Source organism: Nonomuraea sp. NPDC050733 (genome assembly GCF_040654215.1).
Lineage (GTDB): Bacteria > Actinomycetota > Actinomycetes > Streptosporangiales > Streptosporangiaceae > Nonomuraea.
This window is the reverse complement of record NZ_JBFAHO010000038.1, coordinates 1-24120: the sequence shown is the minus strand read 5'-3', so window position 1 is coordinate 24120 and position 24120 is coordinate 1. Positions and strand designations below refer to the sequence as shown.

20 protein-coding genes and 2 pseudogenes are annotated in these 24120 nt (G+C 69.8%); 9 read left to right on the top strand and 13 right to left on the bottom strand.

Features of this window, described 5'->3' with window-relative positions; genetic code table 11:
• Nucleotides 1-27: 27 nt before the first annotated feature.
• Nucleotides 28-1203: an erythromycin esterase family protein gene (locus AB0H64_RS36370; RefSeq protein ID WP_357633952.1), complete on the bottom strand. Its 1176-nt coding sequence runs from the start codon at nucleotides 1201-1203 to the stop codon at nucleotides 28-30.
• Nucleotides 1204-1407: 204 nt separating this feature from the next.
• Complete coding sequence (locus tag AB0H64_RS36365; protein ID WP_357633949.1) at nucleotides 1408-2541, bottom strand: NAD(P)/FAD-dependent oxidoreductase; 1134 nt, start codon at nucleotides 2539-2541, stop codon at nucleotides 1408-1410.
• Between the two features lie 250 nt (nucleotides 2542-2791).
• On the opposite strand from AB0H64_RS36365, the gene AB0H64_RS36360 reads away from it, so the two are divergent.
• Nucleotides 2792-6085, top strand: a complete 3294-nt coding sequence (locus AB0H64_RS36360; protein WP_357633947.1) for a BTAD domain-containing putative transcriptional regulator — start codon at nucleotides 2792-2794, stop codon at nucleotides 6083-6085.
• A 24-nt stretch (nucleotides 6086-6109) separates the two neighbouring features.
• On the opposite strand, the gene AB0H64_RS36355 is transcribed toward AB0H64_RS36360, so the two are convergent.
• Both AB0H64_RS36355 and AB0H64_RS36350 read right to left on the bottom strand, forming a co-directional pair.
• Complete coding sequence (locus tag AB0H64_RS36355) at nucleotides 6110-6853, bottom strand: response regulator transcription factor (RefSeq protein WP_357633944.1); 744 nt, start codon at nucleotides 6851-6853, stop codon at nucleotides 6110-6112.
• Complete coding sequence (locus AB0H64_RS36350) at nucleotides 6834-8021, bottom strand: histidine kinase (RefSeq protein ID WP_357633941.1); 1188 nt, start codon at nucleotides 8019-8021, stop codon at nucleotides 6834-6836. Before AB0H64_RS36350 ends, AB0H64_RS36355 begins: the two co-directional genes overlap by 20 nt.
• A gap of 163 nt (nucleotides 8022-8184) precedes the next feature.
• On the opposite strand from AB0H64_RS36350, the gene AB0H64_RS36345 reads away from it, so the two are divergent.
• Nucleotides 8185-9168 carry a hypothetical protein gene (locus AB0H64_RS36345; protein ID WP_357633938.1) on the top strand — a complete coding sequence of 328 codons (984 nt, stop codon included), beginning with the start codon at nucleotides 8185-8187 and terminating at the stop codon, nucleotides 9166-9168.
• Between the two features lie 24 nt (nucleotides 9169-9192).
• Here the strand turns inward: AB0H64_RS36345 and AB0H64_RS36340 are convergent, their stop codons facing one another.
• Together AB0H64_RS36340 and AB0H64_RS36335 are read right to left on the bottom strand one after the other, a co-directional pair.
• Entirely contained in the window at nucleotides 9193-9951 is a 759-nt protein-coding gene (locus tag AB0H64_RS36340) for an SDR family NAD(P)-dependent oxidoreductase (protein WP_357633935.1), read from the bottom strand.
• 20 nt (nucleotides 9952-9971) lie between these two features.
• Nucleotides 9972-10535, bottom strand: coding sequence for a hypothetical protein (locus AB0H64_RS36335; protein ID WP_357633933.1), 564 nt, complete (start codon nucleotides 10533-10535; stop codon nucleotides 9972-9974).
• Nucleotides 10536-10702: 167 nt separating this feature from the next.
• On the opposite strand from AB0H64_RS36335, the gene AB0H64_RS36330 reads away from it, so the two are divergent.
• Nucleotides 10703-11041 carry a hypothetical protein gene (locus tag AB0H64_RS36330; RefSeq protein ID WP_357633931.1) on the top strand — a complete coding sequence of 113 codons (339 nt, stop codon included), beginning with the start codon at nucleotides 10703-10705 and terminating at the stop codon, nucleotides 11039-11041.
• 68 nt (nucleotides 11042-11109) lie between these two features.
• Here the strand turns inward: AB0H64_RS36330 and AB0H64_RS36325 are convergent, their stop codons facing one another.
• Entirely contained in the window at nucleotides 11110-11691 is a 582-nt protein-coding gene (locus tag AB0H64_RS36325; protein ID WP_357633928.1) for a TetR family transcriptional regulator, read from the bottom strand.
• A 250-nt stretch (nucleotides 11692-11941) separates the two neighbouring features.
• Between AB0H64_RS36325 and AB0H64_RS36320 the strand changes: the two genes are divergently transcribed.
• The 3 genes from AB0H64_RS36320 (at nucleotide 11942) to AB0H64_RS36310 (ending at nucleotide 14440) form a co-directional block, all read left to right on the top strand.
• Complete coding sequence (locus AB0H64_RS36320) at nucleotides 11942-12292, top strand: antibiotic biosynthesis monooxygenase family protein (protein WP_014173895.1); 351 nt, start codon at nucleotides 11942-11944, stop codon at nucleotides 12290-12292.
• A 223-nt stretch (nucleotides 12293-12515) separates the two neighbouring features.
• Nucleotides 12516-12944 (top strand): DUF4267 domain-containing protein, encoded by a 429-nt coding sequence (locus AB0H64_RS36315; protein ID WP_357633925.1) that lies wholly within the window; start codon nucleotides 12516-12518, stop codon nucleotides 12942-12944.
• Nucleotides 12945-13225: 281 nt separating this feature from the next.
• Entirely contained in the window at nucleotides 13226-14440 is a 1215-nt protein-coding gene (locus AB0H64_RS36310; RefSeq protein WP_357633923.1) for an alpha/beta hydrolase, read from the top strand.
• A gap of 53 nt (nucleotides 14441-14493) precedes the next feature.
• Here the strand turns inward: AB0H64_RS36310 and rox are convergent, their stop codons facing one another.
• Both rox and AB0H64_RS36300 read right to left on the bottom strand, forming a co-directional pair.
• Nucleotides 14494-15933, bottom strand: coding sequence for a rifampin monooxygenase (gene rox / locus AB0H64_RS36305; protein WP_357633920.1), 1440 nt, complete (start codon nucleotides 15931-15933; stop codon nucleotides 14494-14496).
• Between the two features lie 221 nt (nucleotides 15934-16154).
• A pseudogene (locus AB0H64_RS36300) lies at nucleotides 16155-17495 on the bottom strand (alkyl sulfatase dimerization domain-containing protein); the annotation flags it as partial.
• A gap of 97 nt (nucleotides 17496-17592) precedes the next feature.
• Here AB0H64_RS36300 and AB0H64_RS36295 point away from each other — a divergent pair.
• Nucleotides 17593-17850 (top strand): hypothetical protein, encoded by a 258-nt coding sequence (locus tag AB0H64_RS36295; RefSeq protein ID WP_357633918.1) that lies wholly within the window; start codon nucleotides 17593-17595, stop codon nucleotides 17848-17850.
• Between the two features lie 24 nt (nucleotides 17851-17874).
• Here the strand turns inward: AB0H64_RS36295 and AB0H64_RS36290 are convergent.
• Nucleotides 17875-19698 (bottom strand): annotated as a pseudogene (locus tag AB0H64_RS36290) (Tn3 family transposase); the annotation flags it as partial.
• 480 nt (nucleotides 19699-20178) lie between these two features.
• On the opposite strand from AB0H64_RS36290, the gene AB0H64_RS36285 reads away from it, so the two are divergent.
• Nucleotides 20179-21045 (top strand): alpha/beta hydrolase, encoded by an 867-nt coding sequence (locus tag AB0H64_RS36285; RefSeq protein WP_357633915.1) that lies wholly within the window; start codon nucleotides 20179-20181, stop codon nucleotides 21043-21045.
• A 616-nt stretch (nucleotides 21046-21661) separates the two neighbouring features.
• Here AB0H64_RS36285 and AB0H64_RS36280 read toward each other — a convergent pair.
• Nucleotides 21662-22480, bottom strand: coding sequence for an MBL fold metallo-hydrolase (locus tag AB0H64_RS36280; RefSeq protein ID WP_357633913.1), 819 nt, complete (start codon nucleotides 22478-22480; stop codon nucleotides 21662-21664).
• 113 nt (nucleotides 22481-22593) lie between these two features.
• On the opposite strand from AB0H64_RS36280, the gene AB0H64_RS36275 reads away from it, so the two are divergent.
• Complete coding sequence (locus AB0H64_RS36275; RefSeq protein ID WP_357633910.1) at nucleotides 22594-23202, top strand: XRE family transcriptional regulator; 609 nt, start codon at nucleotides 22594-22596, stop codon at nucleotides 23200-23202.
• 238 nt (nucleotides 23203-23440) lie between these two features.
• Here AB0H64_RS36275 and AB0H64_RS36270 read toward each other — a convergent pair whose 3' ends face one another.
• Both AB0H64_RS36270 and AB0H64_RS36265 read right to left on the bottom strand, forming a co-directional pair.
• Nucleotides 23441-23821 carry a VOC family protein gene (locus tag AB0H64_RS36270; protein WP_357633907.1) on the bottom strand — a complete coding sequence of 127 codons (381 nt, stop codon included), beginning with the start codon at nucleotides 23819-23821 and terminating at the stop codon, nucleotides 23441-23443.
• A gap of 132 nt (nucleotides 23822-23953) precedes the next feature.
• Entirely contained in the window at nucleotides 23954-24085 is a 132-nt protein-coding gene (locus tag AB0H64_RS36265) for a hypothetical protein (protein WP_357634070.1), read from the bottom strand.
• Nucleotides 24086-24120 lie beyond the last annotated feature (35 nt).

Genomic DNA, 24120 nt, shown 5'->3' with positions numbered 1-24120 from the left:
CCGTTCCGCTGCCGCCCCGCGCTCAGCTCAACCCAGCCGCCCCAGCCGGACAGCCCGCTTGAGGAAGACGATGCCGTCGATCAGGTTGAGCTGGGCCGGGTCCAGCGGGAAATAGGCGAAATCCTGGGAGACGCGCGGAGCGGGCTTCGTGATGGCCTCGGCCAGGCGGCGGGCGTCGACGAGACAGTGGTCCCACGGGAGCGTGGACAGGATGCCCTCGACGGTGTCCGGGGGCGGGGTGTCGTCGCCGGCCGTGCCGAAGGCGGAGGCCAGGAAGGCGTACCGGTCGCCCAGGTGCGTCCCGGTGATCGCCCCCGCGCTCCACCACTCCAGCACCTGGTCGCCGAAGCGCATGAGGGTCTTGTTGCGCTGCAGGTGGAGGTTGGCGGAGAAGACCAGGGCCGGGCCGTGCTCGGCGACGGCACGCAGGTTTGCGGCCATCATCGCGTCCCGCAGGGCCGACAGCCGGGTCCACCGTTCCGGGGACGCGTCGGCCATCCAGTGGTGGTAGCGGAGCAGGCCGGTGGCGGTGCGCCCGTACAGTGCCGCCCGCTCCCTGTCCTGCGGGCTCAGCTGCGGCGCCTGCGTGTCGAGCAGTGCCACCAGGTCGTCGGCGATCAGCCGTAGCCGCTGGGCGTCGGCGGACCGGCCGATCGACTGGGACGGATCCATGGCCGTGGCCTCGTTCTCCCACGGCTCGTCCGGGCCCAGCAGCGTGTCGAGGGTTTCCCTGGTCACCACGGTGCGGGGGAGCGGGCCGTCGAGGAGGGCGTAGAGGGCGGTGAGCGCCTGGCGCGGGCTCGCCGCCCAATACTCCAGAGGGCCGTCGAACCCGTAGAAGCGGAGCTTGTCGTCATGCTCCTCGTTGTACGCGCGCATCCAGCGTACGAGGTCGCGGTTGGCCGGTGAGGCGCCGAAGCCGTGGCTGAAGCCGCGTTCCATGACGTCATCGAGCGTGCCCGCGCCCGTCGTGACGTAGTCGTCCACCACCAGGCCCTTGAGACAGTCGCTCTCGATGGCGAACGACCGGTAGCCCTCGTGCTCGACCAGATGCCGGAAGATGTCGTTGCGCAGCTCGCCCAGCTCGTCCACGAAGTGCCTGGCCTCGCCCAGGCCGAGCAGCAGGGGCTTGGCGGGCAGCGACCGGAGGAACGCCGAGACGCCCGCGCCGTCGAGCGGCAGGGCCGTGTCCTTGATATCCATGCCTTCAACGGTATCGTTGAAGCCTCGGTGTAGACTTTTCCGGAGAAATGCCGCTCCTGGCGTGGTGAACTTTCAATCGGCGATGCATCAGCAGCCACCGAGCGGTGCGCGTCCATGGCTGGGGCGAGCCGATGCACGCCGGCGACGCCATCGGCCCGCCCGCACGTCTCCCAGCGTTACCGCTCAGCAAAACCTGACAAAGTACTACGAGGTAGTCAGTCCCTCTTCGGCGAGCAGAGCGAGCAGACTTTCGGGCGGATTGTCACCGAAGAGGCTCGCAACGAGCTCGTCACCCTGGGGAATCTCGCCCGTGCGCGGGAACATGGCTTGCTCGTACTCGTCGAGTGCGGCCTCGACGTCCTCGAGGTGCGCGGCGATCGCCTTGCCCAGCTCCGCGCCGTCGAGCATGGCCAGGTTGGCGCCCTCGCCGTTCGGAGGCATGAGGTGCGCGGCGTCGCCGACCAGGGTCACACCCGGCACACGGTCCCACCGGTGCCCGACCGGCAGGGCGAAGAGCGGGCGCAGGAGCGGCCCGCTGTCGGCGTCCGTGATCAGCGCGGTGAGCTCCGGCGCCCAGCCCTCGAACTCCTGCACGACCCGGGCGGCGGCTGCGGCTTGATCGGAGAAGTCGATGGCGTCGAACCACTCCAGCGACCGGGTGAGAGACACGTACGCATGCAGGGTGTCGCCGCGCTCGCGGTGAGCGACGATGGCGTTGCCGGGCGCGGACGCGAACATCGAGCCGTCGCCGACCGCCCTCGCGGCCGACTGGTGGCGGGTCTGCGCGTCGTACAGGTAGGTCTCGACGTACGACTCGCCGGTGTACTCGGGGATGGCGTCGGACAGCAGCGGACGGACCCGGGACCAGGTACCGTCCGCGCCGACCAGCAGGCTCGTCTCGGCCGTGGAGCCGTCGGCGAAGGTCACCTCGTGCCGGCCGCCGCCGAGCGCGCGCACGCCGCTGACCTTGCGGCCCCACCGGACGGTACCCGCCGGCAGCGATTCGAGCAGGATCCGCCGCAGGTCGCCGCGCTGCACTTCGGGACGTCCGCCGGTACCGTCGTCGCCCTTCTCGAACATGACGTCGCCGTCCTTGTCGAGCAGACGCATCGCCTGGCGGCCCTCCAGGATGACGGCTCGGAACTCGTCCATCAGGCCGGCCGCCTCGAGCGCGAGCTGCCCGTTGTAGTCGTGGATGTCGAGCATGCCACCCTGGGCGCGTGCCGTGGGCGAGGCCTCGGCCTCGAAGATCGTGCTCGGGATGCCGTGCACGTGGAGGACGCGGGCCAGGACGAGCCCGCCGAGGCCGGCGCCGATGATCGTGACTGGGGTCTTCATGATGTTCTCCTTGAAATCGTCGGGTTGACGAACCAGCGGGTGGCGACGTGCTCGAACGTCTCGGGACCGCCGGCGGCGACGGACGTCCTCCGGCGCCCGAGCGCGTCGCGGGGTCATGCCTGTGAAGACTGAGGCGGGTCGCTCACGCGGGGCACACACAGGGCACACACAGGGCATACGCACCGCTGACACGGCCGCCCCGATTTGGGGCCTTGCGGGGGAGCGCGCGAAGATCGGGGAATGGACGGGGATGCACGGGCTTCGCGTCAGGCTGCTCGGCGCGTTCCAGGTGTCTCGCGGTGACGCCGTTCTGCCCGTTGCGGGCGCGCGGTTACAGGGCCTGCTCGTACGGCTGGCGCTCGCCGGTGGCCGCGCGGTCGAGCCGGGCGTGCTGGTCGACGCGATCTGGGCCGAGGAGCCGCCGTCCGGCCCTGCCCACGCCCTGCAGACCCTCGTCTCCCGGCTGCGCCGTGCTCTCGCCTCGGCCGGAGCGGCCGGAGCGGCCGGAGCGGCCGGAGCGGCCGGAACGGCCGGTGGCGTGGTCGCGCGGGTCGTGGGGGGCTACCGGCTGGCGGTGGACGCGGCCGACGTGGACGCGCCGCGCTTCGAGCGGCTCACCGCTGCCGGTCGCGAGAGGCTGAGGGCAGGTGACCCGCAGGCCGCGGTCGCTGCGCTTGCCGAGGCCGTGGCGTTGTGGGGCGACCGTCCTGGCGCCGAACCCGCGGTCATCGCCGCGGTCGCGCCCACGGTCGCGACACGGCTGGTACATGTGTCGATCGAGGCGGTCGCCGACCTCGCCGCCGCCGAGTTGTCCCTGGGGCGGGCCGAGGTGGCCGCTGCCCGGTTGACCGGGTTGCTGGCCGAGCAGCCGCTCCACGAGGGGGCGGCGGCGCTGCTGATGGACGCGCTCGCCGCCCAGGGGCGTCAGGCCGAGGCGCTGGCCGTCTACGAGCGGGTCCGGCAGCGCCTGGCCGATGTCCTCGGCGCCGACCCGGGCACCGTCCTGCGGGAACGCCACCAGCGCCTGCTGCGGCCCGGCCAGAGCGCCGCGGCGGTGACCGGGCGGGATGCCGGGTGGCAGGCGGCCACCGATCCCGGCCAGATCCGGCCGGCCAACCTGCCCGCGCCGCTGACCAGCTTCATCGGCCGCGACGAAGACCTCAGCCGCATCGCCACCCTGCTCACCACCAGGCGACTGGTCACCGTCCTCGGCCCCGGCGGCGCCGGGAAGAGTCGGCTCGCGCTGGAGGCCGCTCGTCGCCACCGCCACGAATACCGCGACGGCGCCTGGCTCATCGACCTCGCCCCTGTCACCGAGCCGGCGAAGATCGCCGCGGCCGTGCTCGCCGGGATCGGGCTGCGCGGCGGCGCCATGCTCGACGCCCGCAAGCGAGTCGAGGGTGACGAGCTGGACGTCCTTGTCGGCGCGCTCGGCGGCCGGGAGAGCCTGCTGCTGGTCGACAACTGCGAGCACCTGATCGACGCCGTGGCCCACCTGGTCGCGGCACTGCTGCCCCGTAGCCCCGGGCTGCGCGTGCTCGCCACCAGCCGCGAGCCTCTCGCGGTCGACGGCGAGACGCTCGTGCCGCTGGCCCCGCTCGCGCTGCCTGACCCGGACGACAGCGTCGAACAGGCCCGGGGAGCGGCCTCGGTGCGGCTGTTCACCGAGCGGGCCGCCGCCGTGCGACCCGGGTTCGACGTCGACGAGACCACGCTGCCCGACATAGTGCGCGTGGTGCACGGCCTGGACGGCATGCCGCTGGCCCTCGAGCTGGCAGCCGCCCGGCTGCGGACGCTGTCGCTGCCCGACCTGGCCGACGGGCTCTCCGACCGGTTCCGGCTGCTGTCCACCGGCAGCCGTACCGCACCACCCCGGCACCGCACCCTGCGCGCGGTCATCGCCTGGAGCTGGGAGCTGCTGAGCGAGCACGAACGCGTCCTGGCGGAACGGATCTCCATCCTGCCCGGCGGCGTCACACCCGCCTCGGCCACCGCCGTCTGCGCCGGCACCACCGTGCCCACCGCCGCAGTCCCCGAACTGCTCGCCGCCCTCGTCGACCGGTCACTGCTGCAGCTCGCGCCCGACACCGGCCGCTACCGCATGCTCGAAAGCATCCGCGAGTACGGTGCCGACCGCCTGATCGACACCGGCGACCTCCGCACGGCCCGCGACTTGGCCGCCGCCCACTTCACCGAGCTGATGGCCCGCCACGACCCTCAACTGCGCGGCCCCCGTCAGCTGACGGCCATGAAGGTCATCAGCGCCGAGTACGACAACTCCCTCGCCGCCCTGCGCCACCTGTGCGCCACCCACGACTCCCGCGGCGCGACCACCCTCGCCCTCGCCCTGACCTGGTACTGGCAGATGTCCGGCCGTCACCCCGACGCCGCCTACTGGCTGGGGGAGGCCCTGGCGGTGCCCGGCGGCGGGCCCACGCCCCAACGCGACTGCGCCCGAGCCGCCTACCTGCTCAACCGCGCGGATTTCCTGTCGGGGATCACCGTCGGGCACGCCGCGGACGACCGGACGGAGATGCGCGAACTGGCCGACCGGCTGCTCGCGCATCCGGAGCTGCCGAGCCATTACCGCGTGTTCGGCCCGATCCTGCTCTTCCTGCTGGGGCAGGAGGCCGCGCTCGCGATCTTCCAGCGGCTGGCCGACGGCGACGACGTGTGGCTGTCCGGGCTGGCCCACATGTTCCAGGCCGAGATCGCGGGGAACGCGGGCGCGCTCGACCGGATGCGTGGTCACGTGAAGGCTGCCCTGGCCTGCTTCCGGCAGGTCGGCGACCGCTGGGGCGAGGCCGCCATGCTGCCGATGCGCGCCCGGCTGCGGCGATACGACGACCTCGACGGCGCGCTGGCCGACCTGCGCGAGGCCCGCACGCTGGCCGGTGAGTTCGGCTCGCCCAGCCTCGGCGACCAGCTCTACAGCGACCTGCGCTGGATCGACGTGCACATCCGGCGCGGCGACACCGACCGGGCGATGGCGATGATCGACTCCGCCCGGGAGCGGGCGCTGCGCGCGTCCTCGGCGGAGATGCTCGTCCTGGTCGACACACAGGAGGCCGACCTCCGGGTGCGGCTGGGCGACCTGGACAGGGCGGCCGACCTGCTCGACGACGCCGAACGGGGGCTGCCCGGCGACACCGCGTTCTCCGCCGATCACGCCCGGACGCTGGTCGGCAGCGCACGGGCCGCGCTCTGCCTGGCGCGGGGCGACCTGACCGGCGCCGACAGGGCGCTGCGGGAGACGTACGCGGCCGCACTGGCAACCCGGGAGCTGCCGATCCTGTCGCTGGTGACGGTGAACGTGGCCGCGCTCGCCGAAACGCGCGGGCGGCAGCGCGAGGCGGCCGTGCTGCTCGGGGCCGCCGCCCGGCTGCGGGGCGCGCACGACCACACCGATCCGTGGGTCCGCGAGCTCACCCGCCGTGGTCAGGCCGCGCTGGGCAGGGAAGAGTTCGCCGCAGCGTACGCGAAAGGCTGGGAGCTGGACGCGAGGACGGCCGTGACCTCAGCCGACCCGGGCCGGCTGAGGTAGCTCCTCGGGCGGGAGTCCTTGGCCCTATGAGGCGTCGTGGACGACCAGGGCCAGTTGGACGCGGTTGTCCAGGCCCGCCTTGGTGAGGATGCGGGAGATGTAGCCCTTGACCGTGCCCACGCTCATGTGCAGCTCGCCGGCGATGACGGCGTTGGCCTTGCCCTGCCCGACCGCGAGCGCCACCTCCCGCTCACGGTCGCTGAGTGCCGACAGCACCCGCCGGGCGTCGGCCCGCCGCCGGTCGTCCTCCTCCGGCAGCAGGTGGGCGATCAGCCGCCGGGTGACGCTCGGCGACAGGCTGGGCTCGCCGGCGGCGACGCGCCGGATCGCCTCGACGATCCCCTCGGGCGGCGTGTCCTTCAGCAGGAACCCGCTGGCTCCCGCGCGCAGCGCCCGGAAAACGTGCTCGTCGGCGTCGAACGTGGTCAGGATGATGACCTCCGGCGCGTCCTGGCGGGCGCGCAGCCGGCGGGTCGCGTCGATGCCGTCGACGCCGGCCATCCGGATGTCCATCAGTACCACGTCGGGGGAGTGCTCGCCGACCGCGGCCTGGACGTGCGCGCCGTCGGCCACCGCGCCCACCACCTGGAGGGCGGGCGCGCCCCTGAGCATCAGCGTCAGCCCGGCGCGGACGAGCGCGTCGTCGTCGACGATGAGCACGCGGATCGCGGCCGACGCACTCCCGGGCCCGCCGAGGGCCGCACCCGCACCCTCACCCGCGGGCGCATCCGCGGACCCGCTCACCGGCTCACTCATGGGGCCGCTCACGTGGCCATGGTAGCCGTGCCGCCAGCCGGAACCCACCGCCGTCGGTGCGTTCCCGCTCCAGGCGGCCGCCCGCCAGCGAGACCCGTTCCTCCAGCCCGGCCAGCCCGGCTCCGGCCCCGGTCGTGGCCAGCCCCGTCGCCTCCCGCCCGGCGGGCGGCGGGTTGCGCACCTCGACGCTCAGCTCGCCGCCGGCCGCGCCGGAAACCTCGACGGTGACGGGCCGGCCGGGCGCGTGCTTGCGCGCGTTGGTCACCCCCTCCTGCACGACGCGGTACGCGGTGCGCCGGATCGTCTCCGGCAGGTCGGCGAAGCGTACGTCGTGCTCGTGCAGCTCGATCCGCATCCCGGCCCGCCGCGACTCCTCCACCAGCGACGCGAGCCCGGTCAGCGGGAGCTCGGCCGACGGGCTCTGGCGCAGCACGGAGATGACCGCGCGCAACTCCTGCAGGGCGTGGTGCGCGCTGCTCCGGATCACCCCGGCCGCCTCGGCGACCTCGTCCGGCCTGGCGGCGGCGTTGAACTCCAGCGCACCGGCGTGCACCGCCAGCAGCGACAGCCGGTGGGCGAGCACGTCGTGCATCTCGCGGGCGATGCCGAGGCGTTCGGCGCGGCGGGCCTCCTGCGCGCGCAGCCGCTGGTCGGCCTCGGCGCGGCGGGCCCGTTCCGCCAGTGACGCCAGCAGCTCCCGCCGGGTCCTGGCCAGGATGCCCCAGCCGGTGATCGCCCCGCCGAACAGTACGCCGACCAGCGCCCACACCGGGTACGGCGCCAATCCGGGCGGCCGCCAGGCGAATCTGACCAGCGTCGCCGCCACCCACGCCATCCCCACCGCGACGGCCGCGGGCGGCCGCCGGTACAGCGCCGCGACGAGCGCGGCGATCCCCGCGGCCACCGACGCGGCCGCGGCCGGGACGGACAGCGCGATGACGGCCAGCGAGGCGGCCACCGGCCACCGGCGGCACCACCACAGCCCCGCGCACGCCAGCGCCCCGCCGGCCACGTCGGCCCACAGGTACCAGCCGGGCGTCCCCGGGGTCAGGTCCCCCCAGACCACCGCGCCGGCCCCGGCCACGGCCGGCATGATGCCGCCGGCCCCGACCGCCCAGTCACGCCGCGACCGCCCCGAACCCGGCCGCCCACCCGTCCCCGGGCCCTGTCCTGCGAACACAACCGCCGATCGTATCCGCCGGCCTTCCGCTCGGTAAGCAACCGAAGTCACCATCGCCGCCCCGCCATGGCAACCGAAGTCACCACCCGGAAGCGACCGAAGAGGCCACGGACCGGCCCGGCGGCAGCAGCGCGCCACGCCCGCCGCGAGAGACCGTGGGCGCATGGCCACCTCACGAGCACGCGGCCGGTGGGCCGCGCTTCTGCTGGCCGGGCTCACCCCGGTCGTCGCCGAGCTCACGCTCGGCAATCCGCCCCTCCGCCAGGCGTGGCTGCTGCTGCTGTGGACGCCGATCTACGGCGCCGGCACCGTAGTGATCCGCGAGCTGGTACGCCGTACCGGCCGGGGCTGGCCCGCCATCCTGCTGCTCGGGGCGGCGTACGGGATCGTGGAGGAAGGGCTGGCGCTGCAGGCGCTCACCAGCCCGACCATCTACGGCGTGGCCGGCTGGGCGCCCAGGATCCTCGGCCTCAACAGCGCCTACACCGAGCTGAACATCCCCTACCACGCGGTCTTCAGCGTGGCGCTGCCCATCCTGCTGGTGGATCTCGTCGTCCCGGAGCTTCGCCATCGGCCCTGTCTGGGGCGGACGGGGCTGGTCGTGGCGGGGGTGGTGTTCGTGCTGGGCGCCCTGCTGCTGCGGTGGACGACGGCCTTCATCGACCCCGGCTACCAGGCGCCGCCTGCGATGCTGGCGGCGTTCGGGCTGGCCATCGCGGTGCTCGCGATGCTCGCGCTGCGGTTCGTGCCCCGCCCGCCGGTCCCGCCGGCCGCCGCGCTCCGGACGGTTCCCGCGCCACCGGTCGTCGCGTGCCTGGCCGGGGTGGTGGCGTTCGGATATCTCGCGCTGCTGTTCCCCTTCGGCGGCGCCCGGCACCCGGCTTTCACCGAAGGTGGCCGGGTGGTGGTCCCGATGGTGGCGGCGGCGCTCCTGGCGGTGGTGGCAGGGGTGCTGCTGCGCCGGTGGTCGGCGCCCGGCGGCTGGGGCGACCGGCACAGCCTCGCGCTGGCCGGTGGGGCGCTCGTGGCGCACACCGTGTTCGGGGTGATCGCCAACGGCGAGAACGCCACCGACCGCGTGTCACTGGCCGTGCTCGGACTCGTCATGATCGGCCTGCTGGCCCTGCTCGCCCGGCGTACGCGGTGACCATGGGCGACGGCGCACAACGAGTCACACCAGCACCGCGCCACCGGCGATGTCGACGATGACGCCGGTGATCCAGCTCGAGTCGTCGGAGGCGAGGAACAGCGCGGCCCGGGCGACGTCTTCGGGCGTGCCGAGCCGCCGCAGCGGGTGTGACTCGGTCAGCGAGCGCTGGACGTCGGCCGGGATCCACCGCTCGTTCGTCTCGGTGAGGATCGTCTCCGGGGCGATGCAGTTGGCGCGGATGCCGAACGGGCCCACCTGGGCGGCCAGATCCTGGGTGAAGATCTGCACACCGGCCTTCGCCGCGGCGTACGCGACGATCGTCCGTTCGCTCGGCTTGCGCCCGGCCGCCGACGACAAGGTGATGATGTTGCCGCTCCGGCGCTGCTTCATGTCGGCCAGGAAACACTTGACGGTCAGGAAGGTGCCGGTCAGGTTCCGGTCGATGTCGGCCCGCCAGCTCTCCTCCGTGATGTCCTCGATGGGGGTCGGGCGGCTGTCCGAGCTGCCGGCGTTGGCGACCAGCACGTCGACCGGACCGTACCGGTCGAGGATCTGCTCGCGGATGCGGGCGAGGTCGGCGGCGACGGTGACGTCCCCGGTCACGCTGGTGGCCTCCCCGCCGAGGTCGCCGATGTGAGCCTGGACCGCGGCGAGCGCGGCCTCGTCCCGGCCGTGCAACGCGACACGGGCGCCGGCTCGTGCGAACGTGGTCGCGATGGCCGCGCCGAGCCCTCGGGAGCTGCCGGTGACCAGTGCCACCCGGTCCTTGAGAACACTCATCGGTTGTCGTTCCTCCCGGGTCAGGCCGTTGCCGTCAGCACGATGATCGCCACGGCCAGGGCAGTGTCGAGCACCAGACAGAACTCGGCGAGCGAACGGGCCACCACCCTGTTCGCCCGGTAGTGATGGACGTCCCATGCGGCGTGGCCGAGCAGGCCCAGCGCCACCAGGTAGCTGCCGGCCGTCGGGTCGACGAACAGGGCGACCGTGGCCGCGGCGCCGAAACCGAGCAGGGCGACCAGCTGCGGCGGCAGCCCTGCGGGCTCGGGACGCGCCCCGCGCAGGAGACCGTAGCCGCCCAGCAGGACACCCAGGCCCAGCACCGCCCAGGTCGGTTCGAAGTCGTCATCGACGAGGTTCGCGGCCATGATGACGGCGACGGTCAGGAAGAACACGGGCCAGGCGGAGCCGGGTCTGCCCAACGCGGCCGCTCCCAGGTACACCACCGCCGAGGCGGCCAGCACCTTCGACAGTTCGAGGCCCGTCGCCATGTCCAGGCTCATGAGCACGGCGACGCCGAGCCCGGCCAGAACCGGCCAGTGCCGCAGCACCCGGCCGATACTCGGGGACGTCTGTGTCGTCATCGTCGTCACCGCCTCGGGGGGATCACGCAGTGGCCTTCATCCTCCACCCCGGCAGACGATCAGGCCAGGACACCGACCGGCCACTTATCGGACATCTGCCGGCACGTCACCGCCTGCGTGGGGACCGTGTCAGCTGGGCGACGGCCCGCACGGCCCCCGCCACGGCGGTGGCGACCACCTCGTCCAAGCGCTGCCTGACGCTGCTGCGCCCCTGGGGGAGGTACGAGGGCGGCAAGTGGCGTATGTACGGCACTGTCCGGGCGCACTGCAAGGCCAGCAGGAACGGCCGGTGGCGGATGGAGCTGCGGAAGAAGACGAAGATCGTCGGCATCCCGCACGGGAAGCGGCTGGCGGGCAGGACCCTGCGCAGCGATCAGACCGGGGCGTTCCATGTCCGTGCGGCGTGCAAGAGCATGAAGACGAACACCGTGTGGACCTCCGGCTGCGTGCCCGCCGGCCTCATGATGCTCGGCGGCAAGTCCCGCAAGCCGCAGAAGCAGGCCTGATCCTTTCGGGCTTCCCTTCGAGGGCATCGGCCGTGACTGAGGTCGCGGTGGGTGCCTGGACGCGTTCTTCAGGGCGTGGGTGCGGTGAGATACCGCTGGACCGTGGGTCCGAGCCAGTCCACGATCTCCTCGCGGCCGAGCGCCACGCTCGCCGGGAACCGCAGCACGTAGCGCGTCAGCGCGAGCCCCAGCACGGTCGAGACGCACAGTGCAGCCCGCGCCTGCGCCTGCTCCGGCTCGTGGCCCAGCCGGCGGGCCAGCGGGATCATCTGCTCGCGCAGCACGCTCTGCATGCGATCGGCGGCGGCCGGGTCGGTGGCGCCGACCCGCATCAGCGCGGTGAGCTCCGCGTTCTCCTCCCACAGGGTGAGGAAGTGGCGCACCAGCGTACGGCCGATCTCCTCGCGCGGTTCGAGGGACAGGCCCGGCAATCCGGGATCGATCGCGACGGCCGCCGCGAACAGGCCCGCCTTGTTGCCGTAGTAGCGCATCACCATCGACGGGTCGATCTTCGCGTCGCGCGCGATGGCCCGGATGGTCGCCTTCTCGTAGCCGTCCGCCACGAACCGCTCGCGGGCCGCGTCGAGGATCGTGGCGCGGGTGACGTCGGAACGCCGTGCGGGCTGCTGGTCCTCCGTGGTGCCGGTCATGCCAACAACGTAGACCAACAGGTGTTGACAGTCCAGAGCTGCGGCTCTACGTTTGCCAACAGCGTTGACCAACAAGCGTTGACCAGAGCGCAGTCGCTGGAGGCCTTGGTGTCACCAGCGATGCCCTTGAGTGACCGTCAGATCCCCTCCAGCCATAAGACAGCGAGCGTCGTGAGCGTCGCCGGACCCAGTACGGCGGTGGCCGGCCTCAGTGCCGCGGGGCAACCGACAGCGAGAGGAAGTACCGAAAATGGCCAAGCTGCAGAGTCTCGACCCGAATACGCCGATGTTCGCCCAGTTCAAGGAGAAGACCGGACCCATCGTCCTGGCCAACACCTTCGTCGTCCCGAAGGAGAGGACTGAAGCGTTCCTGGCCCTCTTTCGGAGACAGGCGGAGTTCATGAAGGCTCAGCCGGGATTCGTCTCCCTGCAGATGCACAAGGGAACGGCGGACAGCCAGCTTCTGATGAACGTCGCGGTCTGGGAGTCGACCGAGGCGCTCGCCACGGCGTTCGGCAGCCCGGAGTTCCAGCGCATGGCGGCCGAGTTCAGCGACGACATCGTGTCGTACCCGCACATATTCGAGCAGATCAACGTATGACACGGCTCACGGCTTCACTGGTGGTGGTGCGATCGCGGCAGAACCGGCATCGGCGAAGAGGAACCGGCAGGCCGGCGCGGTCAGAGACCGAGTAAGGCGATCTTGCCCCCCACCCGCGCCGGTCCGCGTCATCCGGCACGGCATCGACGGCCCCCGCCATGCCCGCCGCATCCGCCGCTGAACCCCTGCCCCACCCCAGGCTGAACGTCAAAGGAGAAGAACCATGTCGCTGAAGAACGTCAACACCGTCCTGGCCACCGTCTGCGCCCTGTTCGTCCTCTACCTCGGGTTGTCCTTCATCCTGGCCCCGGAGGCGTCCACTCAAGGCGTTGGCCTGCCGACCTGGCCCGCCGGCAACGGCGACGGCTTCCTCATCATGAAGGGCACCCGCGAATTCTCGATGGGCCTGGTCATCGGCATCCTGATGCTGACGGGCCACCGCCGCGCCGTGGGCTGGGTCCTGCTGATGGAGGCCGTCGCCCCGTTCGGCGACATGATCAACGTCTTGGCCCACCACGGCCCCCTCGCCGCCGCGTTCGGCATCCACGGCCTGACCTCGGCGCTGATCGCGATCACCGGCCTGCTGACCCTCCGGGAGACCGGTAAGGCTCACAAGGCCACCGCCCCTGCGCCCGCCGCACAGCCCGCCTGACAGCTGCATGCCCCAAGGGGTGGCCCGGGCCACATGGCCGGGCCACCCCTTGTCCGTCAGCAACCGCCGAGAAGGGTCAGGCAAACCGGTGATCACGGCGGGCCGCTCGACCGAGCTTGGCGGGTCATGCTGCGCGCGCTGATCGAGGACGACGGCTGGGGCCACGCCGCGGGTGCCCGGCGGACGCTGCGGCAGCCCTCCTGACCCCTGACGAAAGTAAGGGCGCGGGCTGGCCTTTCGGGCATGTTGGGCATGGCGCCGTCATTCCTACAGTGCTCCACATGATCAGAACTCGACGCACCCCCGCAGCCCTCCTCCTCGCCTCGACACTGGCCCTGTCGATGTCGGCCGGGGTGGCCGCCGCGACGTCATCACCCGCCGCCGCCTCCTCCACAGGCATCTCTGCGGGCACCTCCGACGTGCGCTTCGCGATCCCTCGCCCCACGGGCCGGTACGAAGTCGGGCGCGACACCCTCCATCTCGTCGACGTCGACCGTCGCGACCCGTGGGTGCCCACAGCCGCACGCGAGTTGATGGTGTCGGTGTACTTCCCGGCGCGCACCGGCGGGAGCGCCGCGCCGTACATGACCGTCGACGAGGCTCGTCTCCTCCTCAAAGGGCAGAGACTCGACACCGTCCTCAAGGCCGAGCAACTCGCCGGTGCCGGCACGAACGCCCACCTGGGCGCCCGCCCCATCGGCGGCAGGCACCCCCTGGTGGTGCTCTCCCCGGGATTCAGCCTCAACCGTGCCACCCTGACCACGCTCGCCGAGGACCTCGCCTCCAAGGGCTATGTCGTCGCTGTCGTGGATCACGCCTACGAGTCGTTCGGCACGACCTTTCCCGGCGGCCGCACCCTGACCTGCATCGCCTGTGAGACGGTGGAGAACGCCGGCTCCGACGAGGCGGAGAAGAAACTGATGGCCAAGGCCGCGGTCAACCGGGCAGCCGATCTGTCCTTCGTCATCGACCGGCTGACCCGCCCCGCACGGTCCGCACCCGCCTGGAAGCACGGGCAGATGATCGACCCGCGCCGCGTCGGCGCCGCGGGCCACTCGCTCGGCGGCAACGCCGCGGCGAGCGTCATGGCCACCGACCGGCGCGTGCGCGCCGGGGTGAACATGGACGGCTCGTTCTTCGCCCCGGTCCCGGTCTCCGGCCTCGGCAAGCGGCCGTTCCTCATGCTCGGCACCAAGGCCCAGCACACGCCCGACTCCAAGGACACGACCTGGCCGCGGGACTGGCGACGTCTGGACGGCTGGAAGCGCTGGCTGACCGTGGCCGGCTCCGGCCACTTCACCTTCATCGACCTGCCCATCCTGGGCGCACAGGCCGGGCTCACCGACCCTGCCGTGCCGCTGTCGGGCAAGCGGTCGGGCGAGATCACCACGGCGTACGTGGGCGCCTTCTTCGACCAGCACCTAGGCGGCGAACGCCAGCAACTGCTGGACGGCCCGTCCACCGCCAACCCCGAAGTGACCTTCCAGAACCCCTGAGACCGGGTTGGCGGCCACGTCCTGACGGCTTCTTTTCGGTTGCTCCGGTGAAATCAGTCGGCGGGCTTGCCGAACCAGCGGGAGAGGTGGTCGTCCAGGTCCTGCTGATCGTCGCCGATCCAGGCGACGTGGCCGTCGGGGCGTAGCAGGACGCCCGGGACATCCAGTCCCGCAGTGGGATCCGCGAGATGGTCGACCCGGTCTGACCAGCCGCCGACGGTCAGGCGTTCGGTGCGGTCCAGCAGCAGGCCGCGGCCGCGATGCAGCAGCCCGTAGAGGTGGCCCTGCTTCACGTCGATGTCACGCAGGCGGCGGCCGAGCAGGTCGGGGCCTTCGCCGAAGTCGTAGCGGACGCCGATCGCGGTGATCTTCTCGATCAGATGGCGGTTCACCTCGTCGAAGTCCATCAGCTCGGTGAGCAGCCTGCGCACGGCCTGCGGGCCCGGTTCGGGGGACAGCAGTTCCATCTGGGCGCGGGTGTTGTCCAGCACGTCCTCGGCGACCGGTTGACGTTCGGCCTGGTAGGTGTCCAGCAGTGTTTCCGGCGCCCAGCCGCGGATCTGTGCGGCCAGTTTCCAGCCGAGGTTGAACGCGTCCTGAACGCCCAGGTTGAGGCCCTGTCCGCCGGTGGGTGGATGGATGTGCGCCGCATCGCCGGCCAGCAGCACCCGCCCGACCCGATAACGTTCGGCCAGCCGGGTGGCATCCCCGAAGCGGGACATCCAGCGCGGGGAGTGCACACCGAAATCGGTTCCGGCGATGCTGCGCAACTGGTGTTTGAAATCGTCGAGGGTGGGCGGTTCCGCGCGGTCGCTGACTCCCGCGGCGGGGACCACGACGCTGTAGGCCCCTTCGCCGAAGGGCCGGAGCCAGAATGGCTGACGGGTCTCGCGGATCTCGGCCACCTTGGCGGCGATCTCCGCCTGCGGCACGCCCACTTCCATCTCGCCCATCAGCGTCTCGGTCCGCGAGGGCTCGCCGGGGAAGCCGACGCCGAGCAGTTTGCGCACCGTACTGCGCCCGCCGTCACAGCCGACGAGGTAGCGCGAACGCAGCCGTTCCCCGTCGGCCAGCTCGACGGTCACACCCTCGTCGTCCTGCTCGAAACCGGCGACCGCGCAACCGTGCCGGACCTGCGCACCCCGTTCGATCGCATGCTCTTCGAGCAGACGCTCGATGACCGGCTGCGGGATGCCCAGCAGATAGGCGTGCGCGGAATCCAGGCCTGTGGGCGCGGGTTTGTTGATGGCGGCGAAGAAACCGCCGGCCGGACGCTTTCTTCCATGCGGGAGTACGCGATCCAGCAGTCCGCGCATCGCCATCAGCTCGAGGCTGCGCATGTGCAGACCGACTATGCGCACGAACGACTTGGGCTCGGTCTCCTTCTCCAGGACGAGTACCCGAACGTCGTGCAGCCGCAGCTCGGCGGCCAGCATCGCGCCGGTCGGCCCGCACCCGGCGATGATCACATCGATGGCCTGTCGGGAGTGCATAGGTGTTGCCTTTCGGGAGTGCCTTGTTGGTGAGGCGCTCCCGGCGACACCTACGTCAATCGCCCGACCGTGACGGAAAGGGGGAGCACCCATATCGATACAGCGTTCATGGGTCTCACCTCCTCGGGCGGTGTCGCGGTCGACTGCAAGCTACAAGCCCGAGCATCATCCCGTCCACTCCTTTTCCGGCCACTCAACACCGGCCCGAGCATCGCCGAGGGTTACGGCGTCACGATCGCGAACGTGGGATCCGGATCCTCCAGCACGGCGGTCAGGCGGCTCAGGATGTTCAGGTCGCCCTCGTGCTCGATGCCGTCGGCCGGCTGACCGGCGAGCAGGCCGAGCAGTTGCAGTTTGGCGAGCGTCAGCGTCAGGCCCACCGGCTGTGGCGGCGGGTCGGCCTGGTGAATGAGCGCGCCGTTGGACAGCGTGGTGCGGTGGCGCTGGTCCAGATCCGTCAGGCGCCAGTCGATGGCCAGACTCGCGTTCCACGTCTTGGGCCCGTCGACGCGGATGGCCACGGAGTCGAAGACCTGCTCGACGGTCAGGGCCGCGAACAGTTCCGGCGAGGTGGTGTCGAGGTTGGCGGGCACGACGTCGCCGGTCAGCTCCAGCGCGCCGACCAGGTAGAAGTTGCGCCAGGTGCCGTTCTCGGCGCCCTGGCCGAGCCGGGTGTAGACCTCGGCGAGCATGCTGCGCGCCTGATGGTCGTGCTCGTCGGCGAAGACGGCGTGGTTGAGCAGCGAGGCGGCGAACCGCAGATCTCCGTCGTCGACGTAGCGGCGGGCGAAGGCGAGGATGCCCTCGCGTCCGCCCAGGCACTCGACGTAGCGGCGCGCCTGCTCGACCGGTGGATGCTCCCACAGATGGGCCGGGTTGCCGTCGAACCAGCCCAGGTAGCGCTGGTAGATGGCCTTGACGTTGTGGCTGACCGAGCCGTAGTAGCCGTGCGTGTGCCACGCCTGTTCCAGAGCGGGCGGCATGCGCATGGCTTCGGCGATCTCGGTGCCCGTCATGCCCTTGTTCATCATCCGCAGCGTCTGGTCGTGCAGGTAGGCGTACATGTCGCGCTGCTGCGACAGGAAGGTGACGATATTCTCGGCGCCCCAGGTGGGCCAGTGGTGTGAGGCGAAGGCGACGTCGGCCTGGCCGGCGAACAGGGCGATCGTCTCGGTCAGGTAGCGCGACCAGACGCGGGTGTCGCGGACCAGTGCTCCGCGCAGGGTGAGGATGTTGTGCTGGTTGCGGGTGGCGTTCTCGGCCATGCACAGCGCCCGGCGGTCGGGGATGAGGAAATTCATCTCCGCCGGCGCCTCGGTGCCCGGGGTGAGCTGGAAGATGATCCGTACCCCGTCGAGCGTTTCCTCCTGCCCGGTGTGTGTGATGTCCTTGCTCGGCGGGATGAGGGAGACGGTCCCGGTCGAGGTGGTCATGCCCAGTCCGGTCCCGATCTGGCCTTCCGGTGAGCGGGGCAGGGCCGGGCCGTACATGTAGGTGGCGCGGCGGTTCATCGCGGTGCCGGCGTAGACGTTCTCCGACACCGCGTGTTCCAGGAAGGCCTCCCAGTACTAGCGGAACGATGAACCGGGGTTAGCGTCACATGATTTGACACACCATCTCTGACCAGGCCAATCTTGCGTTATGGCGGATTCTGAAGGTGTGGCGTTCCTGCGGTCGGATGTTGGCCGGTTCTGCGGCGAGATCGCCGATCTGGCTCCTGCGATACGGCTGGCGCGGCTGGCGGAGTTGCGGGCGATGCTGGATGAAGTCACCTCGCAGGCGATGGCAGCGGCGATGGCGGACGCGCAGGCCGAGGGGTGGGGGCTGCGCCGGATCGGCAAGCACGCCGGGGTCTCCCATGAACAGGTTCGCCGGATGCTCGTGCCGTCCGAGGCGCAGCCCACCACGCCGAGGTGAAGCGGTGGTGCGACCCGGAAGGGGTTACTGGCTGGGCGGGGGTGTGCGCAGCGGGCGCAGGGCACCGTCCCGGATGATCTCCGGCAAGGCGAAGTTGTAGCGCCCCAGGAAATTCAAATGCTCAAAACCCAGCGTCCCTAGTTGATCCTCCTGGCCTTCTTTGTAATTCTGCCGGAGTTCACCTTTTTGGCCGTGGAAGATTTTCCTGGCCAGGGTGTGGCGCGATTCTTGCCGGTTGAGCTGAGTTTGCACACGGCGGCGCAGGAGTTCATCGTCGAAGTAGCAGGCCAGGTAGGTGGAGCGATCCAGCTTGCCCAGCTCCATCAGAGCGCGGCCGATCGGGGTGGGCGTGCCGCCGCCGACGAAGTAGCGAAACAGCTCGCTGGCCTTGACCGCGCCGGTGCTCAGGGACGCGGCGACGCGCAGCAGGTCATCCCAGTTGTCGCGGATGAGGCCGAGGTTGACCCGGCTGCGGATCAGGCCCTCCAGTCGCCCGTAGTGGGCGGCCGGATCGGCACGGAACAGGGTGGCGCTGCCGACGTCGGCCAGGCGGGGGGAGAACTGCCAGCCCAGCAGCCGGAAAATGCCAAAAGCGATTTCGGAAGCCCCCGAGGTGTCGGAGGTGATTTCGGTCGGTTTCAGCGAGGTTTCCTGTTCCAGCAATCCTTCCAGGATGTAATACCAATCCTTCGGCGTACCCGGAATGACGATGCCGTGAAAACCGGTGAATTGGTCCGAGGTGAAGTTGTAATACGTGACGCCCTTGGCGCCCTTGCCTTTCCCCCAGTATTTGGTGTTGGGTCCGGCGTTGATGGTTTTCACCGGGACGACGAAGCGCAGTCCGTCGGCGGAGGCCAATTCGCCGCTGCCCCAAGCCTGCACCAGATCCAGCTTGGTGTGGTGGTCGACCAGGGCGGCGTTGGCGGCGGTGATGGTGGCCGCGCGCAGGTAGTTCTGCTCCACCCAGAACAGCCGGTCCAAGGCCAGCGCCGGTTCGCCTTCGGAGACCATGGGCCGCATCCCGACGTTCATGGACTGGGCGACCAGGACGGCGGCGATCGAGGTGATCATGTTCTCTTTTCGGGAGGGCGCGTCGCCCGACAGATGGGTGAAGTGGTCCAGGCAGCCGGTCCAGGCATGCACTTCCAGCAGCGCCTCGGGCAGGTCGACGATGGGGATGCGGGCATCGACGTCGGCGCGCAGCGCGGTCAGCGAGGCGGGCTCGTCCAGGCGGTCCAGGCCGGTCAGGACGAGGCGGTCCTTGCCGCCCTCGTCCTTCTCCAGGCGCACCCAGTCGTTCTGGCCGTCCTCATCGCCCGACAGACCCGCGGCGAGCTGTTTGTAGGCTTGATCCAGGGTGGTGGCCCAACGCTGTACGTCGTGCTCGGGATCGGGTGACAGGCGCAGCTCCTCGCAGATCTTCGGGCGCTCCTTCTCCCACGCCGCTCCGGTCAGCAGCCCGGCGGTGGGGTCACCCCATTTGCGCAGGCCCGGCACGAACACCTCATGGCGGCGCAACGACTCGCGCAACCGCTCCACCGCGGCCAGGGTGTAGGCCTGCTTGTCGAAGGTGCCGGCGAACTCGCCGCGTTTGGGGAAGACCCGCCGGTGCCAGGCGGAGGTCAGGAAGGCCGCCGAGACCTCCTCGGGGGAGATGTTGGTGCGGCGGCGTTCGATCGCGCGCAGGAAGTCGATCGCCTCCAGCACCTCATGACCGGGCCGCACCCCCTGCCCTGGCGCGTCCAGGGCGGCGCCGGCATCGAAGTCGAGGTGCTTGAGCAGCTTGGGCAGGAAGCGCCGCACGGTGGCGTAGCGCTCGGTCAGTTCCTGGTGCAGGTGCCGCTCCTTTACCTCGCCTGTTTCGTCCCGCTGGTGCTCTCGCGATTGCCGTCGAGCCGGCCAGCCGCCGCGCCGACGATGCGGTCGATGCGATGCTGTGCTGCCTCGTGATGACCCTCGTGGTTTGCCTCGGCTCTGGTGCTCGGACGCGTGCCGAGTATGGGCTTATCGAGAACGTCGGAAGCAACGCTAGAAGGCATCTGAGAGCACAGCAGTCGAGCCTGATTCTGCCGATGAGCACGGGAGCCAGATGTCGGCTAGTACGTGTTCCGTGTCAGCGAACCTTGCCCAGCCGTGCCACTGAAGGTTGAGCGATCGTGCACAGCCGCATAGCTGTGACCTGGACTGACGCCGATCAAGGTTCGATGGCACACGCTCAACCTTCGTTGACACAGGACAGTACGGGCGCCATTTGAAGATCATCAGCCTGAAAATGTCGATGAGTTTTGACGCCGTTACCCGGACCCCGACTGCCTTACACTCACGTCCATGACCGCAGCCATGATCGAGTTGGATGACGGTACGCAGCTACGCACTTGGACCACGGGCTCGGTGATCCCGCAGAGATTACCCGTGGTTATGCTCCACGGCGGTCCAGGAGTCCCCGACTATTTGGCCCCGGTCGCTGGCATCATCGACGACCTGTGCCTGGTTCACCGCTACGACCAGCGCGGCACCGGCGGATCGTCTTGGGAGGGAGAGCACACGATCGCTCGCCACGTTGAGGACTTGGCGTTGTTGCTCGATGCGTGGGGGCACGACCGAGTTGTTCTGGTGGGGCATTCGTTCGGAACTAATATGGCCGGCTACTTCTTGCTGGCCCATCCCGAGCGCGTGGCCGGCCTGATTCAGATTGCCGGGCCCTTTTGGGATCCATGGCGGGAAGCCGACCGAGCAGCACAGCGAGCACGACGCACTGACGAGCAGCAGATTAGGCTCGATGAACTGGATGCGCGCGAATCGCGTACAGACGCCGAGGAGATCGAATACCTCACGCTGTCGTGGTCTACTGACCACGCCGACCGGGATCGGGCATGGGAATGGGCGCTGGCATCAGCCCGCACGCTGCGGCCCATCAACTACACGATGAACGCCCAGCTCAACGCAGCCAAGAAGGCCGACCCGCTCGAATCACACGTGGACGAACTTCGCGAGCTCCTACCGCCCGGCGCGTTGATCATCGGCGGAGCCGACGACAGCCGCCCCGCTGATGCCCTGCGACGTCTCGGGACACGCCTCAACTGCGAGGTCATCATCGTCCCGAACGCGGGGCACCATCCGTGGCTGGAAGCACCGGACCAGTTCGGTGCGGCGTTCCGTGCTGCAGTGGAGGGGCAGACCCGAAGGGCCGGCTGACTCACGAGCCGCAATCACTCAAACTTCGATGAGACTCGCTTAACTTTCGCTGAGATAGAACAGCCAATGAGTTGATGGTGGCTGCAGGGCCGCTACTCGGCCATTGCACTAACCACACTCGCCAGCATCACCGGCGCGGTCCTGGCCGCCAACGGCTGACGCACCGAACCCGACCACCGCTGAAGCTCGTGCTGCACGGATCCGGTGAACCGCCTTGTCCGGAATCGATCGTTCGCGATATACAAAGATCAACCTGGTGTTCCCGCAGGTCGCCTCTGTAACGCATGCCGTGTACGCGCCTACGTAACGCGCAACGCCCCACCATCTACCACCACCTCGACAAGGACAAGGCGAACAAGAAGGCGGCTCAGCAGGCTGAGTGATCAGCTCGGATCCGATGCATGATCAACTCATTGCCGGGTTGACGCTTATCTTGCTTGCCCCCTGCGGCAGTGGCACGGCGTGCTCCTCAGGGAGTCGGGGGCTGGTCAGTGGGGTTGCCCTCGGCAGCGGATGCGAGGGTTTTGTGGTCGAGTTCGTGAGCGCCCAGCCGGGCCAGACGCGCTTGCCCTCCTTGGCCGCCATCGCGAGCGCGGCCCGGAGCCGACAGGTTCGATCAGCCGATCGGTGGTGCGAGGTATTCCAGCGCATAACCGTCGCCGGAGGCGGTTACGCGGGCGATGCCGGGTGAGTCGAGGTGGGCGCCGGCTACGAAGTGGTGTGGTTGGGTCAGTCGTTCGAGGAGCGCCGCTCGCGCGGCGCGGGCCTGGCACTGGTTGCCGTCAAGCTCCCAGGACACGTTCGGCTGATCGAATTGGAGCGTGGGAACGTGAACGGTGTCGCCCCAGACGAGAAGGTGGCCGGTGCCGCTCCTGACGTCGTAGACGGTGTGACCGGGTGTGTGGCCCGGCGTCGGGATCGCGGTGGTCCAGTCGTTGATCGCGTCCTTCTCCGATACGGGTACGACCCGGTCGCGGATCGGCTCGAGCCGCCCGGTGAACACCGAGGTGTCGCCCGCGCCGATCCACACGCGCTCGAGTTTGGTGAACGCCTCTGAACCGTCCGGCGCGATCAGGCCGCTCACGTGGTCTTCGTGGTTGTGGGTGATGGCCACATCGGTGACCTGCGCGCGGTCGATTCCCGCTTCGTCGAGCGCGTCGTAGATCAATCCCATGGTGGGGTCGTGCCAGACGTTGGACGCGCCGGTGTCGATGAGAACCGACCGGGTGCCGTCGGTGACGAAGAAGGCGTTGACCGACAGCCGCAAGTTGTCGCCGGCCAGTGGGACGGCGGCCGGCAGCTCATCGAGCGTGCGCCCATCCTCGTCGCGGAGCCGTGTCGGCGGCATGTCGATGTACCCGTCTCGCAACGAGATCACCTGCAGGTCGCCGAATTCGAACGTGGCATGGTGCTGGCCACTCGAGATCAAACGCATGGAACCTCCGTCGTGTTGCGCGCACATCGCTCGTCTTCGATAGAAGACTCTTTCTTCTTTAGGAGAAACCTTACACTGTGGGCGAGCGAGGTACTCATCGATCGAGGAGCACGGTGGTCGAGCAAAACGGAAACGTGGCCGAACTACAGCACGGTGACGACCTGGCCGGCGCGTTCGGCGTGAACGTGCGGCGACGCCGCGAGGAGGCGGGCCTGACGTTGGAGCAGCTGTCCTCACAGTCGTCGGTCAGCCGGGCGATGCTGTCCAAGGTCGAACGCGGCGAGAAGAGCCCGACGATCGGCGTCGCGTCCAGGATCGCCCACGCGCTCGACGCGTCGCTCTCGGATCTGATTGGTGCGCCGGCTGCTGCCGCGTCTGGTGTGGCCGTTGTCATGCGCAAGAACGATCGCCCCGTTTTCCGTGACCCGGAAACCGGCTTCGAGCGGCACATGGTGTCAGCGGCCCCGGGCGCGGGAGGAGCCGAGATGGTCGTCCACTACCTCCCCCCGCAGGTCTCCACCGGGCTGCTGCCCGCGTATCCGCCGGGTACGGAGAAACAACTCGTGGTGCTCGAAGGCACCCTCACCGTCGCGATCGGCGGGATCAACGAGACCCTGAACACAGGAGACTCCCTGTTCTTCCAGGCCGACGCGGACCACGGCTTTGCCAACCGAACGAACACTCCCTGCGAATACATCATGGTCATCTCGCGCAGAACCTGATCGGCCGCAGCTTGCGGGCCTGGACAAAGCTGGCTGGGGCATCGCCAAACTGTGTCGAGCTGACCAGCGCTTTGAGGAAGACCACTCGCTCGTGGGCGGGCAATGGGTGCACGGTCATCGGGACGGGTGTCAAGAGGGGGTTCCTTTCTGAGGAGAGGCGGGCGACGAGGTCAGCTAGAGCGCGGGCGGCCGGTCATGATGGAGGGAGGTGGCGACCTGTGCCGCGGCAGGGCCGAGGTCAGAGATAAGGCCTGGTGATCATTTCGATGGCGTGCCCGGCCGGGTCCTTGAAGTAGACGCCGCGTCCGCCGTGTTCGGTGTTGGTTTCACCGGGGCGGGTCATCTGCGGGTCGGCCCAGTGCTCGATGTCCTGGTCGTGCAGGCGTGCGTAGGCGCGGTCGAAGAGGTCGTCGTCGACCAGGAACGCGTAGTGCTGCATGAGGATCTCCTCGACCCCGGGCAGTTCGGCGAACTGGAGCAGCACTCCCCCATCCAGCAGGACGTTGGTGAACGGGCCCCAGGAAGGCGCCTCGGGGAGCTCGAACAGCTCACGGAAGAACCGTGCCGAGGCGTGGCGGTCCTTGGCAGCGACGATGGTGTGGTTGAAGGTCACAGGCATGACGGTTTCTCCTGTTCAAAGGGGGAAGTGACGGGGCGAGTGCGGTCCGGCACATCGCGGTGACGCTCAGCAGGGTTTCGCCCGTGGCCGGATCGGGTGACACGCCTTCGGGGCCTTTGTCGTAGGGGCGGGTCAGCGGTGTTCGGGGGCGGCCCATTCGACGAACTGGACGATCACGCCGTTGGGGTCGGTGACCTGGAACAGGGCTTCGCCCCAGGGCTCCTGGCGCAGCGGCATGGTGATCTGCGCCCCGGCGTCGCGCAGCCGCTTCTCCTGCTCGGCCAGGCCGCCGGCGAGGG

Bases quoted from the DNA above. Each gene is read 5' to 3' on its own strand.
- AB0H64_RS36370 (WP_357633952.1), bottom strand. From the start codon at position 1,203: ATGGATATCAAGGACACGGCCCTGCCGCTCGACGGCGCGGGCGTCTCG.
- AB0H64_RS36365 (WP_357633949.1), bottom strand. From the start codon at position 2,541: ATGAAGACCCCAGTCACGATCATCGGCGCCGGCCTCGGCGGGCTCGTC.
- AB0H64_RS36360 (WP_357633947.1), top strand. From the start codon at position 2,792: ATGCACGGGCTTCGCGTCAGGCTGCTCGGCGCGTTCCAGGTGTCTCGC.
- AB0H64_RS36345 (WP_357633938.1), top strand. From the start codon at position 8,185: ATGGCCACCTCACGAGCACGCGGCCGGTGGGCCGCGCTTCTGCTGGCC.
- AB0H64_RS36340 (WP_357633935.1), bottom strand. From the start codon at position 9,951: ATGAGTGTTCTCAAGGACCGGGTGGCACTGGTCACCGGCAGCTCCCGA.
- AB0H64_RS36335 (WP_357633933.1), bottom strand. From the start codon at position 10,535: ATGACGACACAGACGTCCCCGAGTATCGGCCGGGTGCTGCGGCACTGG.
- AB0H64_RS36325 (WP_357633928.1), bottom strand. From the start codon at position 11,691: ATGACCGGCACCACGGAGGACCAGCAGCCCGCACGGCGTTCCGACGTC.
- AB0H64_RS36320 (WP_014173895.1), top strand. From the start codon at position 11,942: ATGGCCAAGCTGCAGAGTCTCGACCCGAATACGCCGATGTTCGCCCAG.
- AB0H64_RS36315 (WP_357633925.1), top strand. From the start codon at position 12,516: ATGTCGCTGAAGAACGTCAACACCGTCCTGGCCACCGTCTGCGCCCTG.
- AB0H64_RS36310 (WP_357633923.1), top strand. From the start codon at position 13,226: ATGATCAGAACTCGACGCACCCCCGCAGCCCTCCTCCTCGCCTCGACA.
- rox (WP_357633920.1), bottom strand. From the start codon at position 15,933: ATGCACTCCCGACAGGCCATCGATGTGATCATCGCCGGGTGCGGGCCG.
- AB0H64_RS36285 (WP_357633915.1), top strand. From the start codon at position 20,179: ATGACCGCAGCCATGATCGAGTTGGATGACGGTACGCAGCTACGCACT.
- AB0H64_RS36280 (WP_357633913.1), bottom strand. From the start codon at position 22,480: ATGCGTTTGATCTCGAGTGGCCAGCACCATGCCACGTTCGAATTCGGC.
- AB0H64_RS36270 (WP_357633907.1), bottom strand. From the start codon at position 23,821: ATGCCTGTGACCTTCAACCACACCATCGTCGCTGCCAAGGACCGCCAC.